The organism is Actinomadura sp. NPDC000929, from assembly GCF_040492065.1.
GTDB classification, from domain to species: Bacteria; Actinomycetota; Actinomycetes; order Streptosporangiales; family Streptosporangiaceae; genus Spirillospora; species Spirillospora verrucosospora.
In genome coordinates this window covers 1-13,686 of sequence record NZ_JBEUPA010000193.1, presented here as the reverse complement: position 1 = coordinate 13,686, position 13,686 = coordinate 1, and the positions used below count along the sequence as shown (strand labels likewise).

The 13,686-nt window shown below is 73.0% G+C and carries 13 protein-coding genes and 1 pseudogene; 4 read left to right on the top strand and 10 right to left on the bottom strand.

Annotated features, from left to right (window positions below; all coding sequences use genetic code 11):
• From ABWI04_RS38335 to ABWI04_RS38315, 5 genes and pseudogenes are all read right to left on the bottom strand, one after another.
• Positions 1 to 2,018, bottom strand: a pseudogene (locus tag ABWI04_RS38335) (hypothetical protein); the annotation flags it as partial.
• Between the two features lie 101 nt (positions 2,019 to 2,119).
• Entirely contained in the window at positions 2,120 to 2,500 is a 381-nt protein-coding gene (locus ABWI04_RS38330) for a VOC family protein (RefSeq protein WP_353835442.1), read from the bottom strand.
• A 49-nt stretch (positions 2,501 to 2,549) separates the two neighbouring features.
• Entirely contained in the window at positions 2,550 to 3,302 is a 753-nt protein-coding gene (locus tag ABWI04_RS38325; protein ID WP_353835441.1) for a helix-turn-helix domain-containing protein, read from the bottom strand.
• Between the two features lie 62 nt (positions 3,303 to 3,364).
• Entirely contained in the window at positions 3,365 to 4,225 is an 861-nt protein-coding gene (locus tag ABWI04_RS38320) for a DUF3592 domain-containing protein (protein WP_345173683.1), read from the bottom strand.
• Between the two features lie 54 nt (positions 4,226 to 4,279).
• Entirely contained in the window at positions 4,280 to 5,374 is a 1,095-nt protein-coding gene (locus ABWI04_RS38315) for a hypothetical protein (protein WP_353835440.1), read from the bottom strand.
• Positions 5,375 to 5,603: 229 nt separating this feature from the next.
• Between ABWI04_RS38315 and ABWI04_RS38310 the strand changes: the two genes are divergently transcribed.
• Entirely contained in the window at positions 5,604 to 6,056 is a 453-nt protein-coding gene (locus ABWI04_RS38310) for a VOC family protein (RefSeq protein ID WP_345173679.1), read from the top strand.
• 16 nt (positions 6,057 to 6,072) lie between these two features.
• Here ABWI04_RS38310 and ABWI04_RS38305 read toward each other — a convergent pair whose 3' ends face one another.
• Positions 6,073 to 6,564 (bottom strand): hypothetical protein, encoded by a 492-nt coding sequence (locus ABWI04_RS38305; RefSeq protein ID WP_345173677.1) that lies wholly within the window; start codon positions 6,562 to 6,564, stop codon positions 6,073 to 6,075.
• A gap of 39 nt (positions 6,565 to 6,603) precedes the next feature.
• Here ABWI04_RS38305 and ABWI04_RS38300 point away from each other — a divergent pair, with 39 nt between their 5' ends.
• Together ABWI04_RS38300 and ABWI04_RS38295 are read left to right on the top strand one after the other, a co-directional pair.
• Complete coding sequence (locus ABWI04_RS38300; RefSeq protein WP_345173675.1) at positions 6,604 to 7,284, top strand: isochorismatase family protein; 681 nt, start codon at positions 6,604 to 6,606, stop codon at positions 7,282 to 7,284.
• A gap of 280 nt (positions 7,285 to 7,564) precedes the next feature.
• A complete protein-coding gene (locus ABWI04_RS38295; protein ID WP_353835439.1) occupies positions 7,565 to 8,554 on the top strand; it encodes a hypothetical protein in 990 nt (329 codons plus the stop codon).
• A 137-nt stretch (positions 8,555 to 8,691) separates the two neighbouring features.
• Here ABWI04_RS38295 and ABWI04_RS38290 read toward each other — a convergent pair whose 3' ends face one another.
• Positions 8,692 to 9,669, bottom strand: a complete 978-nt coding sequence (locus tag ABWI04_RS38290; RefSeq protein WP_353835438.1) for a helix-turn-helix domain-containing protein — start codon at positions 9,667 to 9,669, stop codon at positions 8,692 to 8,694.
• Positions 9,670 to 10,017: 348 nt separating this feature from the next.
• Here ABWI04_RS38290 and ABWI04_RS38285 point away from each other — a divergent pair, with 348 nt between their 5' ends.
• Positions 10,018 to 11,502 carry a serine/threonine-protein kinase gene (locus tag ABWI04_RS38285; protein ID WP_353835437.1) on the top strand — a complete coding sequence of 495 codons (1,485 nt, stop codon included), beginning with the start codon at positions 10,018 to 10,020 and terminating at the stop codon, positions 11,500 to 11,502.
• Between the two features lie 167 nt (positions 11,503 to 11,669).
• On the opposite strand, the gene ABWI04_RS38280 is transcribed toward ABWI04_RS38285, so the two are convergent.
• The 3 genes from ABWI04_RS38280 to ABWI04_RS38270 form a co-directional block, all read right to left on the bottom strand.
• Entirely contained in the window at positions 11,670 to 12,392 is a 723-nt protein-coding gene (locus tag ABWI04_RS38280; protein WP_353835436.1) for an MBL fold metallo-hydrolase, read from the bottom strand.
• Positions 12,389 to 13,207 carry a Cof-type HAD-IIB family hydrolase gene (locus ABWI04_RS38275; protein WP_353835435.1) on the bottom strand — a complete coding sequence of 273 codons (819 nt, stop codon included), beginning with the start codon at positions 13,205 to 13,207 and terminating at the stop codon, positions 12,389 to 12,391. The genes ABWI04_RS38280 and ABWI04_RS38275 overlap by 4 nt, the downstream gene beginning before the upstream one ends.
• Positions 13,204 to 13,686, bottom strand: a 483-nt coding sequence (locus ABWI04_RS38270; RefSeq protein ID WP_353835434.1) for an inositol monophosphatase family protein, incomplete at its 5' end; no start/stop codon positions are given. The genes ABWI04_RS38275 and ABWI04_RS38270, both read right to left, overlap by 4 nt.

The following is a 13,686-nucleotide window of genomic DNA, read 5'->3' as shown; positions in this document are numbered from 1 at the left end:
GCCCGGCGGCCCCCTCCGGGGCGCGCGCGGTCCGCGCCGTGCTCGCCCCGGTCGCGCGCCTCGGCTTCGGACAGGCCCCCGGCGCGGCTGTCGAGGCGCTCCAGCACCGCCTCCACGGGCATGGCATGCCACGGCGTGGACGGCAGCGCCGGCGCGGGAACCCGCCGCATCACCTCGCGGGCCGTCCAGGCGCCGTAGGCCATGCCCAGGGCCGCCGCGCCGTTGACGGCGGCCAGAGCGCGGTCGGCCGCCTTTCCGGACGGCCCGGTGAGGGCGAGGAGAGCGGCCACGCCCGTGCCCGACCATGCGAGCGTGACGCCCCGCTCGCTGACGCGGCGCGCGGCGGCGACGGCATCGACGACGTGCGCGGCCGCCGCCGGATCCCGCAGGACCAGCAGGTGCGCGCCCCAGGGCGGCGCCCCGCCCGCTCCGTCCGCCCAGTCCGCCACACCGACGTCGGCCGCGGCGAGCGCCGCCGGATCGCGGGAGATCAGCAGGACGCCCGCGCCGCCCTCCTGAAGTGCGCGGACGGTGGCGGCCAGGTCCGGGCCGCCGGGGGCGGTCTCGTCGGGAGGGAGCGGCAGTTCGACGCCGGAACCGGCCAGGACGATCTTCGTGCCGGCCTCCCGCGCGGCGGTCACCAGGGCGTTCGTCTCCTCCCGCAGGGAGCGGCGCATGCGGATCAGGGCGCGCGGCCGGCCGCCCTCGGCCAGGGCCAGCACCGGACCCGAACCGGGGAGGTCCCGGCCCTCGGCCGGAGTCTCCCCGCCGGGCAGGACGCGCGCGACGGGACCGAGGGACCACCCGTCCGCCTCCCTGACCTCGTCCAGCGCCTCGGGCGCCAGCAGCGCGTGGACGCGCCGGGCCACCTCGGCCTCCGGCGTGTCCGCGAGCACGGCGACCTCGTCCACCACCAGGTCCGCGGCCCGCAGGACGTCGGCGTCCAGCACCACCGTGTCGATCCGGTCCAGATGGCGCAGCGCCGCCGGATCGAGGGGCAGCACTCCCCGGCCGGCCAGCCGGGCGGCGAGCTCGGCCGCGAAGACCTCGCGGGCGGCGCGGGGCGCCTTCGACGCCGCCGCGACCCCGACGTCCAGCGCGCGGCGCGCGCTGCCGGTCAGGAGCCCCCCGAGGACGAGACCGCCGAGGCCGACGGAGAGCATCCGGGCCGCGTGGCGTTCCGGCGGCCCGTCGCGCAGGTCGTGGGAACGACCGCCGGAGACGGGGGCGCATCCGGCCCGCTCGGGCGCGCCGGTCAGTTCGGCTTCGGCGATCCGCCACAGCCGGCCGGTGGCGGCGGCCTCGCGGCGCTGCCAGAGCCGCTGCGCCACGTCGACGACGAGCCCCGTCCCGCCGGGCGCGAACGCCTGCGCGGCGGCCTGCGTCAGCGGCAGCCACCGCTCCACCGGCGCACCCGGAACCAGCCGGGCCAGAACGCCGCGCAGGACGGGCACCACGTCCGCGAAGGCCACCAGGCCCGCGACCTCGGACGGCAGCACGGCCCGCCCCAGCACCCGTTGCGCCGCCGTGATCGCGAGCCCCACCAGGTCGGCGCCGAGGACCAGCTCCGTCGGGAGCGCCGCGGATCCCCCGGCCTCCTCGCCCCCCAGGACCGCGTCCAGCGCCTCCACGATCTCCAGGACGGACTCCGGCGAGACTTCCTCCGGCACGTGGACGATCAATCGCCCGAGGGCCGAGTTGACCCGCGCCCAGCGCACGGCGGGAAGCCTTTCGACGGCGTGCTCCAAGGCCTGCGCCTCGGACAGCCTCTCCGCCTTGTGCAGGTGACGCAGCTCGATGTGCAACCGCTCCGGGTAGGCGTGGACGGTCCGCGCCGGGCGGAGGGCCTGCGCCGCCATGCCTCCGACTCCGCCGAGGGCGCGTCTCGTCTGCCGGATCGGCACGGCCGCCGCCCGGACGCCCAGGGCTCCCGCGTGGTCCGCGGCGCGGACGACGGTTCCCCCGCCCGGGAGACCACCGGCCGCCGCCGCGCCGCGCCGCAGGAGTTCAAGGACCATGACGCTGCCCTAACCCCGCGAGCAGGGCCTAAGCGCGTATCAGACCCTGTTTGCGGAAGTCGGCCGCTCGCATGACCTGGCCGGCGGGTCGCCGGGCCCGATCAGCCGCCGTCGAGCAGGCGGACGATCCAGACGTGGCCGAACGGGTCGCGGAACCGGCCCATGCGGCCGTACGGGTGGTCCTCGATGGGGTAGACCACGGTCGCCCCGCCCGCCTCCATGCGGGAGCCGACCGCGTCGGGGTCGGGCACGTCGAGATTGATGATCACGGGTGAGCGGTCGAGGCCCAGAGCGGCCGGCCCGGCGTCGACGGCGTCCTCGTCCTTGAGCGTGAGCTGGACGTCCCCGAGGACCAGCCGGACGTGGACGATCTTCCCGTCCGGTGTCTCGAAGCGTTCGGTCTCCTTGAGGCCGAGCGCCGTCGTGTAGAACTCGACGGCACTGCCCGCGTCGTCGACGACGAGTTTCGGGAAAAGGTTCATGGCCCCATCGTGCGGGCCGCCCGCGTTCCCCGTATTGGACGAATTTCCCTCAGAGCGGCACGTGGTTGGGCTGGTCGGGGGAGCGGGGCCGGTACTCGGTCGGCCGCAGCCCGGCGATGTCGCGGAAGTCGCGGATCAGATGTGACTGGTCGGCGTAACCGCAGGTGAACGCGAGCTCCGCCCAGTCGACCGGCCGGTCGTACGGGACCCGCCGGAGCGTGCGCTGGAACCGCCGCACGCGGGCGAAGCGCTTGGGCGTCAGGCCGACGCGGTCGTGGAAGAGCCCGATGAGGCGCTTGCGGGTGAAGCCGAGCCGGTCGGTCACCTCGCCGACGGCGGCGCCCCGGTCGAGCGCCGAGATCGCGGCCTCCAGGGCGGGGTCGCGATCCAGGTCGCCCGCCTCGAGAAGGACCGACTCCAGGGCGTCCAGGATGTCGGCGGGACCGCCGGCCTCCAGGAGCCGTTCCCGCACGACCGCCCCGGCGCGGCCCCAGAGATCCTCCAGGACGACCAGACCGGGCTCGGGCGGGAAGAAAGGGAACGCGCCGCCGGGCTTGAACGCTACCCACGCGATGGCCCGCTGGTCCTCCGTGTCGATGACGGAGGGCCGGGACGTCGCGCCGAGGACCGCGGCTCCGCCGGCCGCGCCGGTGAACGCGTCGGCGTGCAGGTTGACGAACAGCTGGGCGCAGCCGGTCGGGATGGACTGCTCGCGGACGGCGGGGCCGTGCGACTCGGAATAGCCGAGGCCCGCCACGAACGGATCGAGGGCCGGGTGGAGAGGCCCGCGATGGAACAGCACACCCCCAGCCTAAAGGCGCGCTCCGCGGCGTCCCAACTCGTCCGGCCGGCCGTCCGCGGGCGTCACAGCATGACCGCTCCCGCGACGGCCGCCGACGCGACGGCGAGAAGGCCCACGACGTTGACGGCGATGTCCGTTCTCAGGGAACGCTGGTCGGCCACGCGGTTCAGGGTGAAGACCGCCGGGTCGGCCGGGGTGTAGTGCACCGTGACCTCCCGGCCCCGCGCGCCGCCCGGGTCCGGGATCTGCTGGGTGCAGTGGGCGGTGACGGCCGCACCCTCCCGCGTGGTGAACGCCACGACCGGCGTGATGGTGGTGAGGGTGCCGCCGTCCCCGTCGCTGCTGACGTCCTTGAGCACCGCGATGACCCGGCCCTGGACGGCGATCATGGAGGCCAGCGCTTCGCGGCGGCGGCGCGTGTCGCGGATGTTCCCGGGCAGGTGGAAGGCGCCGACGACGGCCCACGGCCCGCAGAAGCCGAGCAGCGCCCACGGCCAGCCCCGGTCGATCGCGGCGACGACCACCGCCCCGGCGTAGACCAGGAAGAGCGCGAGGTTCGGCACGACCAGGCCGCGGCCGCCTCGCCGGGGCCGGTCGGTGAACCGGTACGCGTGCGGCCTTCCGCGCGGGTAGTGGACTCCGACCTCGCGGCCCGTCCACGCGGCGGTGATCATCTCGCCCCGGTCACCGTCGTTCGTCACGACGACCTCCCGTCCGCTGGACGGGTCGCGGTAGGAGACGACCACGGGTATCCCGCCCTTCCGGGAGCCGCCGTGCCGGGGCTCCCGCACCTGCTCGATCCGCCCCGTGACCCGGACCGTCCGCTGCGCCCGGGTCATCCCGGCCAGCGACAGCCCGTAGCCGACCAGCGCGACCGTCCCCAGAACCGCGCACCACAGCACCAGGTATCCGTGCCAGCCCATACGTCTTCCTCCTGCCAGTTCAGGAACGGTCTGCCGGACACGCCGCCGTGGGTGTCACCGCACCGGGCTGCGCCGCACCACTTCGCCGCGTCCGTCCGCCTCCATCGAGGCCGTGCCTTCGGAGCCGGTCACGGTGATCCTGATGGTGAGGGAGCCGGTGACGCGGTCGGCGGTGAGCTGCCAGCTCCGCGGCGATTCGACGCCGAGAGTCGTCCTGGCCGCCGTGACCAGGGACGGGATGCGGTCGTAGGGCACGGACCGCAAGTCGAAGTGCGGGGCCTCTTTCCCGGTGGGGAGAAAGACGATCGACAGCAGGCGGTTCTGCACGACGAGGGTGACCGCTCGGCGCCTGTCCTTGCCTTGGGTGAGCGAGTCGACGGCCCGGCGCAGCTCTCCGTCGTCGAGCAGCGACCGGCCCGGACCGAGGACCATGGTGCTGGACGCCGACGTGACGATGGTGGTCGACGGCGTGGGCGTGGAGAAGACGGACGGCTTCGGGGAGGGCTGCCGCGCGGCGCCGCCCTGGGGGAACAGGTCGGCACGGAAGAGCAGGACCACCGCGGCGGCGCCGAGCAGCAGGCCGAAGAGCGTGGCGAAACCGGCGGCGGCGCCCTCCGGGGGGTCGCTCACCATGGCGGGCCCGGGCGCGGAGTCGATGCGCGCGCCGGCCGCCCGTTCCTCCCACTCGGGCGTCGGCCGCTTGACGATCCTCACCTGCCATGGCCGGTCCGGCGCGTACTCGACCACCACGACGCTCTGCGGCCGGTAGTCGGGGAGGTCGGCGATGTGGACGTCCTGCCTGATCTCGACGCGGTACGCCGGCGCACCGTCCGGCGCGACCGTGAGATCGAAGCGCACCGGGACGTCGGTCTCCTCGCCCTTGACGGCCTCCCGACTCTCGATCACCGCCAGCGCCGTGCAGGGCGCGACGGACGCCTCCCGGAGGCGCCGCGGCGCCCCGGCGAGGAAGACGAGCAGGCCGTAGACCGCGGGCACCGCCAGACCCGTGACGAACAGCGGCACCCTCTCGATGACGATGCCGGCGACGAGGGCGGCCAGCGACGTCCCCAGCACGCCGCCCGTCAGGAACCCCCGGGCGAGGTCGACGGGAGCCCGGTGCGCGGGCGGCGTCGCCGCCGTGATCGTCATACGGGCGATTCTGTCGGTTTCGGGCGCCGCCCGACAGGTCCTTCTTCACTTGGCGGGAATTTGAGGGATTCCGCGCCCGGTCCATAGTCCCGGGGGCGGCGCTCCGCCGCCGGGACTATGGACAATTCCTATTGCCGTCCCGGCGTGGCAGCCGCCCGGCCGGGCCGCTCCGGAGGGACGCGCACCCCGGCTCGGGGACAGGCGGTACCTGCGACATGGAGGAATCCGAATGCCGGACCAAGGCGACCTTCCGGCGCCGAGCCAGGGGCTCGTGCTCACGCATTTCCTGACCGTCCGGGACGTGGCGGTCTCCAGGCGGTTCTACGCGGACGTCCTCGGCGGTGAGGTGGTGCTCCCGGAGAACCCGGCCATCGTGAAGGTGGCCAACACCTGGATCATCATGAACCCCGGCGGCGGCCCGACGCCGGACAAGCCCGACGTCGTCCTGAGGCCGCCCGAGCCCGGGGACCCCGTGTCGGCCTTCATGAACGTCCGGGTCGCCGACATCGAAGCGTTCCACGCGGCGGCCACCGCCCGGGGGGCGCGGTTCCTGACCGAGCCCCTGGACCGCAAGGCGGAGATCCGCTGCTACATGCGCGACCCGGACGGCTATCTCATCGAGGTCGGGCAGGCCACGGGCATGCTCCACGGCGTCTTCGCCGACCGTCCCGCGCCCGGCTAGGACGCCGGCCGAGGCCTCACGGCGCGGAGGCGCCGCCGTCTCGCGCGGGGGCCAGCAGGCCGCGGACGCGCTCGTACTCGGCGGCCATCTCCGGCGTGGCGAGGAAGTCGTCGAGATCGGCGGAGACCTCGTGGTCGACATCCTCGATGGAGCGGATGGCGAGTTCGTAGAGCTCGCCGCGCCGGCCCTTCTCCAGGTAGCTCTGCCAGTGCCCGAGCGCGCTGATGGCGGTGAGGACTCCGATGTCCAGATCGTCGTCGACGAGGATGCCGTCATGGATCGTCGTCAGCGCCTCCAGCAGCTCCGCGGCGCTGATCGTCCGGACGTTCGCGCAGGCGGCGGCGAGTGCCGCCCGGGCGTCGTCGTCGAGTTCGTCCTCGGCCGCCCCGCTGAGCAGCTCCGGCCGCACCAGACGGGTGACCGTCTCCTCTCCGAAAGCGCGAACGTCCTCCTCGGCGGCTTCGATGACCAGTCGGAGAATGGAGGCCTCAAGCTCGCTGTAGTTCACGCCCGCAGCCTAGGGCTGCCGGAGGTCGAGGAGGGGCCGATGCCGCCAGAGAACGAGGCGCGGCGGCACGAGTGGCGGATCGAGGCCCGGGAGTACGCCCGCCACGAACGCCGCCGCGGTCGCCGGTTCGCGTTCACGCACCTCGTTCCCGCCCGTACGGCGCTAGTGGTGCTCGACATGGTGCCGTTCTTCGTGTCCGCCAACCCTTACTGCCAGGGGATCGTGCCCGACATCCGTCGGCTCGCCGACGCTCTGCGGGCCGCAGGCGGCACGGTCGCCTGGGTCCTGCCCGCAGTGGGCGAACGCACGGCGGTGGGCGACGAGTTCTTCGGACCGGAAGCGGCCGAGGCGTACCGTACCGCCGGCGGCACCGGGCCGATGGCCGAGCGCCTGTGGCGCGGCCTCGCGGTCCGTGCCGACGATCTGCTGGTGGAGAAGTCGGCGGCCAGCGCCTTCTTTCCGGGGCGGTGCCCCCTTCCAGGTCTGCTGGAGGAGCGCGGGGTCGACACGGTCCTGATCACCGGCACCGTCACCAACGTGTGCTGCGAGTCCTCCGCGCGCGATGCGAGCACCCTCGGGTTCCGGGTCATCATGGTCGCCGACGCCAACGCGGCACGCCGCGACCAGGACCACAACGCCACCCTGCACACCGTCTACCGGTCCTTCGGCGACGTGCGCCCGACGTCCGAGGTGCTCGACATGATCGAAGCGAACTCCTAGCGCGCCACCCGTCCGTTCGGAGCGTCGGCCCGGGCGGTGGAGAGGGGGCGTATTCCCGCGGTCCTGCGGCCCCGAAGCGCGCGTTGCCCTTCTCGTTCCTTTACGGACAGTACGTAGTGTCCAGATCAATCTTGTTCTCGGACCGTTCGTGGCCAGGTCACGGACGAACACAAACGGAGGAAAGATGAGTACTGACGAATTTGGTCAGGCGTCCCATGTGGGCTCGCACATTAATCTGCTGAGAGATTTATCGGGGGTCGGCGGTGTAGGCCCTGGCACGGTGGACGCCATTGTGGTTCCCACGGTCGCTCCACACCGCGTGGGGCCTGTGATCGCCTTGGCGGAGGCGTTGAAGTGCACGATCGTCCTGTTGTGCAGCACATCCGTGCAGTCGCGGGAGATCAAGACGAGGTACGCGCTGCCCTCGAACGCACTTTGCCTGACGGTCCCGCCATGGCACAGTCACCCGCTGCTCGACTTCGAGCGGCGAGTGATGGAGAAGCATACGGACATCGCGTTGAAGAGGAACATCGGCCTTCTCCTGGCCCGCCTGTGCGGCTGGCGGACGATCCTCTTCTTGGATGATGACATACGAGGCATGGAGCCTTCGCTGATCCGGAGGGCCGCCGCTCTGACCGAGCAGTATCGGGTGGTGGGATTTCAAGTTCCCGATTTTCCGGATAATTCAGTTGTATGTCACGCCAACCGGGTTTCCGGGGGAGCGCAGTCGACCTTCATGGGAGGCAACGCGCTCCTCGTCGACACGCGTCGCGCGGACACGTACTTCCCCGCGATCTACAACGAGGACTGGCTGTTCATGTACGACGCGGTCGCCGATCGCTCCGCGGGCGTCGCGGGGAAGCTGCGGCAGCTGCCGTACGATCCGTTCAGCCGGAACGCCGCAACGGAGGAGTTCGGCGAGCTCATCGCCGAAGGCCTGGTCCGGGCCCTGCACTCCGGCGCGGACGTGACCACGCTCTACTTCTGGATGGACGCGATCAAGAAGCGCTCGCGTTTCATCGAGGAAGTGGGGGACCGCCTGCGCGGGGCTTCTTCCGTGGGGGACGAGCGATCTCCGGATCGCGACCGGATCCTGCGGCGCCTCGACGAGGCGAAGAAGCGTCTCCTGGAGATCTCCCCGCTCGGCTGCCTGTCGTTCTACCGCACCTGGCGGGGGAACGTGGGCATCTGGCAGCGGCAGCTCCTGGACCTTCCCACCTCCCTCACCTCCCAGCAGGCGGTTCGCTACCTGCGGCTGTCGAGCGAGTAGGGCTCGCTGGCGGGGGAGGGGTGAGACAGCAAGTGTCCGACGAGCCTGGCCGCCCGCGGCCGGTCTGAGCCAGCACGACTGGTCCCGGGGCCTGAAGCCCCGGGACCACCGGCTTCGAGGAAGGGTTGAGCCTTCCCCTAGGGCACGATCGTTCCGTCCCCCGCCACCGCTGCCTGCCGGTAGTCGCTGGGGGAGGTGTCGTAGGCGGCGCGGAAGGCCCGGGTGAAGGCCGAATGGTGGGTGAAACCCCAGCGGGCGGCGATCTCGTGGACCGGCACCCCGTGCTGAGCCGGGTCGGCCAGGTCCCGGCGGGCGCGTTCCAGGCGTTCGCGGCGGATCAGTGCGCCGACGGTGACGTCCTCGTCCTGGAAGAGACGGTACAGATGGCTGGTCGAGATATGGTGCGCGGCCGCGACGACCGACGGGGTCAGCTCGGCATCGTGCAGGTTCCGAGCGACGAAGGAGCGGATGCTCAGAGTCAGGGTCCGCCGGTGGGCCTCGGGAGAGAGGTCGCGGTCGGCGTCGAGGGTGTGGGCGAACAGGGCCGAGACCAGATCGGTCAGGACGGCGCCGAGCCGGGGGCCGTCGGTGGCCAGGTAGGCGGCGGTGTCGGTGCTGAGGCGGGTGAGGAAGCCGCCCAGTAACGCTCCGACGCCCTCCCGTGCCGACAACGGCCGGCCGATCGCGCGATCGGCGCTCCTGCGCGGGAGCGCCAGGACGTCCCGGGGAATCTCCACGCCCACGCACCTGACGGACTGGTCACGCCGCCCGACCTGGACCGTGCAGGGTCGCCAGGAGTTCTGGCCGTGCAGGTCGTAGGGACGGTATTCCGCCTCCCGGTCGTCCCAGCTGGCGCGTGCCACCCCTTCGACGACGAGGGTGAGGTTGTACGTCCCGGGGTCGGAGTGCCTGATGAGTTTCGCCGTCCGCCGGGACAGCAGCGGCTGGACGGTGGACGGCCACACGGTCACCGCGCCGAGTTGCAGGAAGCGCTGGTGAGCGCGGAAATCCGCGGCATATTCGCTGCTCAGGTCCACGGGGGCGTGCGTACGCCCCATCCATTCCCGCCAGCGGTCGAATCGTTCGGCCGGGGGGAAGTCCTCGGTTCTGTACACCGTTTCGATCACTGGCTTCCCCAAGTCCGCTCGTTATGGCCATGAGGTTACTGGTCGCTTCTTGGGCGGGCGCCCTTCGCAGCCGTGGACGCCGTGCCCATGCCCCGCCGCGCGGGCCGGTCGAGAGCGGCGCGGATCCGCGAACAGGGTCAAAGAATCGTGGAGGCATCGTCAAAGACGAGCGGAAGCAATTCAGGCATGATGGCGGGAACATGAGTGGGCCGCCCGCGCTCCCCGCGACTCACCTGCTTCGAAAGAGCCACTGGCAGAAACCGCACCGGTTCGCTTCAGTAGGGAGACGTCCCATGGTCGAGTGCGGATGGCGAACGACGGAAGATGAGGACTGCGGTGGACGCTCTACGGCCCGGGGACCCTCGTGCGATCGGCCGGTACGCGCTGTCGGCCCGCCTCGGCGCCGGGGGAATGGGGCAGGTGTTCCTCGGTTCGTCTCCCGGAGGCCGGCCGGTCGCCGTGAAGCTGGTCCATCCGGGTCTCGCCGCTGACGCCGAGTTCCGCCGGCGGTTCAAGCGCGAGGTGGAGGCCGCGCGCCAGGTAGGCGGCTTCCACACCGCCCCCGTCGTCGACGCGGATCCCGACGCGGAGATCCCATGGCTGGTCACGGCGTACGTGCCCGGGCCCTCGCTCGCCGCCGCGGTCGCCGACCACGGTCCGTTCCCGCCGGTCTCGGTACTCGCCCTGGGGGCGGGGTTGGCGGAGGCCCTGGAGGCCGTCCACCGCGCCGGCGTCGTCCACCGCGACCTCAAGCCCTCGAACGTCCTGCTCGCCGCCGACGGGCCGCGGGTCATCGACTTCGGCATCGCTAGGGCGGTCGACGCCTCCGGCGTCACCGCCCTAGCGGGGACTCCCGGCTTCATGGCGCCGGAGCTGATCTCGGAGGGCACGCTCACCCCGGCGTGCGACGTGTTCGCCCTCGGCGCCGTTCTCGCCTACGCCCTGGGAGTCCGCCCGTTCGGGGAAGGACCGGTGGAGGCGCTGACCTATCGGGTGGTGCACAAGGCGCCCGCTCTGGACGCTCTGCCCGCTCCGCTGAAGGGCGTCGTGGCGGACTGCCTCGCCAAGGACCCCGCCGCCCGCCCGAACCCGGCGGACCTGGTGGGAGTCCTCTCCTCGGCCGGTGAGGGCGGTGCGTGGCTGCCCGCTCCCGTGCAGGACATGCTGACGCGGTATCACGTCACCGGCGCCACCACCCTCCCGCCGGTGAACGCCGCGACGGACGCCTTCGAGGACGACCGATCCCGGACCACTCCGCTGCCCGACCGCCACGGGTCCGTGCGGTTCGAGGCCAGTGTCGCTCCCGTGATCCTCGCGCTCGTCGGACACGCGCTCCGCCTCGTCGCGGCGATCGCTCTCGGCCTGTTGACCGTGACCACCGCGGCCGGCTCGGTCGGCTCGGCCGGCGTGTTCTTCGCGCTGATGCTCGCGATCATGTCCGTGCTGACCTTCTGGCTCGTGCGCGAGCCCGCGGTGTGGACGCTCCCCCTCCTGAACGCGCTCTGGAGGCCCGGTGAACTGACGGTCGGCGCCGAGGGTCTCGAACTCCGGTACGGCGGCCGCCGGGTCCATTACGGGTGGCACGAGATCGGCCGGGTCGTGGTGCGGCGCGCGAAGCCGGCCGGGTGGGCGGTCTGCGTCTTCCCGCTGCCGGGGACGCCCTTGCCGGCGGCTCGGGGGCCGCGGACGCCGTTGTGCTACCTGGACAAGGGAAGCGGCTGGATCGTGGTCGTACCCGTCCACCGGCTCAAGGGCTCCCGCAAGGAGATCGAGATGACTCTCGCCAGGTACGCGGGCTCCCGGTGGGGAGGCAACGCCTGACCCCTCCGGCGCCGGCGCGCCGCCGGCCGGCCTCGGGCCACCCGCCCGGCGAGGGCCCGGGCGGGCGGCCTGCCCGTGAGATGGCGGTCCGCGAGCCGCCGGGTCCCGCCCAGCCCGATCATGCCGTCCGCACATCCGGTTCCGTCCCGCCCGCCGTTCCCGGACGGTCAGGCGATCAGTCTCAGGCCGGGGACCGCCAGCGTCAGGGGGCCGTCGTAGGACTCGCGAGCCTCCCGCAAGGCGGCCATGGGGTCCGCCCAGGGCCGCAGGTGGGTGAGGACGAGGTGGGCGGCGCCCGCCTCCCTGGCCAGGCGTGCCGCCTGCGCCGGGGTGAGGTGGGCGGCGGCGGAGCCGGGGGTGCCGACGGCCGCCGCCGCCTCGCAGAGCAGGACGTCCGTTCCCCGGGCCAGTTCCAGGAGCTTGGCGCATTCGCCGGAGTCGCCGGAGTAGGTGAGGCTCGCGGATCCGGCGGTGACCCGGACGGCCTGCGCCGGCACCGAGTGCCGCACCGGAGCCGTCTCGATCGTCAGCGGCCCGAGCCCGGACGGCCCCGCGGGCGGCTTTCGCCAGTCGAGGGCCCGCGCGTAGCCGGACGGGGCGGCGACGTGCGCCTCGGTGCCCGCCGGGGCGATCACCGGCAGCCGGGCCGTGGTGCCCCTGCGGTCCCGCAGGTAGGCGAGGGGCACCAGGTCCGAGCAGTGGTCGCGGTGCCGGTGGCTGATGACCACGGCGTCGATCGCGCACGGGTCGGCGAAGCGCTGTAGCGGTCCGAGCGCGCCCGTCCCGGCGTCCAGCAGGAGCCGGAAGCCGTCGTGTTCCAGCAGATAGCAGGAGCAGGCGGCCTCCGGCCCCGGGACGGTGCCCGCGCAGCCGACGACGGTCAGGATCACGGCAGGACGCGGGCCACGAGGTCGGCGACGGCGCCCTCGGCGCAGGGGCCCACCACCACGTCGGCGGCGGCCCGGACGGTCTCGGCGCCGTCCCCGACGGCGGCGCCGAGACCGGCGGCCTGGATCATGTCCAGGTCGTTCGGGTTGTCGCCGATCGCCGCGACGGCGCTGAGGGCCACGCCGCGGGAGGCGGCCAGCTCGCGCAGCGCCGTGCCCTTGGTCGCGCCCGCGGGCAGCGCCTCCAGGTAGGTGCTCTCGGACCGGACGAGGGTGACGCCGGACACGGCCGCCGAAACCGCCTCCTCGGCCGGATCCATCAGCTCGGGGCGGTCGCAGATGAGCATGACCTTGACGATGTCGTCGAACGGCAGGTCGCCCCACGAGCTGATCCGCATGAGCTCGATCCCGTCGCGGCGGGCGTACTCCAGCAGGGCGGGCGAGGAGCCCGTGGTGTGTGCGCGCCCCTGGGTGAAGGCGACCGGCCAGACCCCGGCGGGCAGCTCGGCGAACAGCAGCGTGAGCTTCGCCCAGGCGGCGACGGCGAGGGAGCGCCGGTGCAGGACGGCGCCGGTGCTGAGGTCGACCACGCGCGCCCCGTTGTAGAGGATCGCGGGGGTCGTCAGGCCGAGCGTCCGGTAGTACGGCAGCGCGGCCTCCTCGCTGCGCCCGGTGGCGATGACGACGGTGCCGCCGGAGGCGATGAAGCGGCGCAGCGCCGCCAGGCTCGGCTCGACGATCCGCAGGTCGCGCCCGACGAGGGTCCCGTCCAGGTCGGTGACGATCCAGTCGACGGTCCGCAGTCCGGTGGCGCTCAAGCGGGCTCACCGGCCTTCACGAGGCCCGCGACCTCGGCGATGACGGAGCCGTCCAGGTCGAAGCCGGCCACGCACGCCAGGTAGCCGGGGGCCTCCCAGTCGCGGCCGCCGGGCTCCCCGTTCAGCGGCAGGTAGGTGCCGCCGGCCTGCCTGACCAGTAGGAAGGCCGCCGCGACGTCCCACGCGTTGACGGACGTGCCGTAGGCCACGTCCGTCCATCCGGCGGCGACGTGGGCGAGGGTGAGGGCGGCGCTGCCCGGGCGGCGGACGGTGGCGAACGCGTCCACCAGCGAACCGAAGCTCCGCAGCGACTCCTCACCGCGGCGGTGCATCTCCCGCGCGTTGGGGTAGCCGGTGACGAGCACCGCGGTCTCGTCGCGGGTGGCGCCGCGGCTGCGGATCGGTTCGCCGTTGCAGGTGGCGCCGTCGAGCGTGGCGGTGAACATGTCGTCGCGCACCGGGTCGTAGACGACGCCGGC

Bases quoted from the DNA above. Each gene is read 5' to 3' on its own strand.
- ABWI04_RS38330 (WP_353835442.1), bottom strand. From the start codon at position 2,500: ATGAACCTTTTCCCGAAACTCGTCGTCGACGACGCGGGCAGTGCCGTC.
- ABWI04_RS38320 (WP_345173683.1), bottom strand. From the start codon at position 4,225: ATGGGCTGGCACGGATACCTGGTGCTGTGGTGCGCGGTTCTGGGGACG.
- ABWI04_RS38315 (WP_353835440.1), bottom strand. From the start codon at position 5,374: ATGACGATCACGGCGGCGACGCCGCCCGCGCACCGGGCTCCCGTCGAC.
- ABWI04_RS38310 (WP_345173679.1), top strand. From the start codon at position 5,604: ATGCCGGACCAAGGCGACCTTCCGGCGCCGAGCCAGGGGCTCGTGCTC.
- ABWI04_RS38300 (WP_345173675.1), top strand. From the start codon at position 6,604: ATGCCGCCAGAGAACGAGGCGCGGCGGCACGAGTGGCGGATCGAGGCC.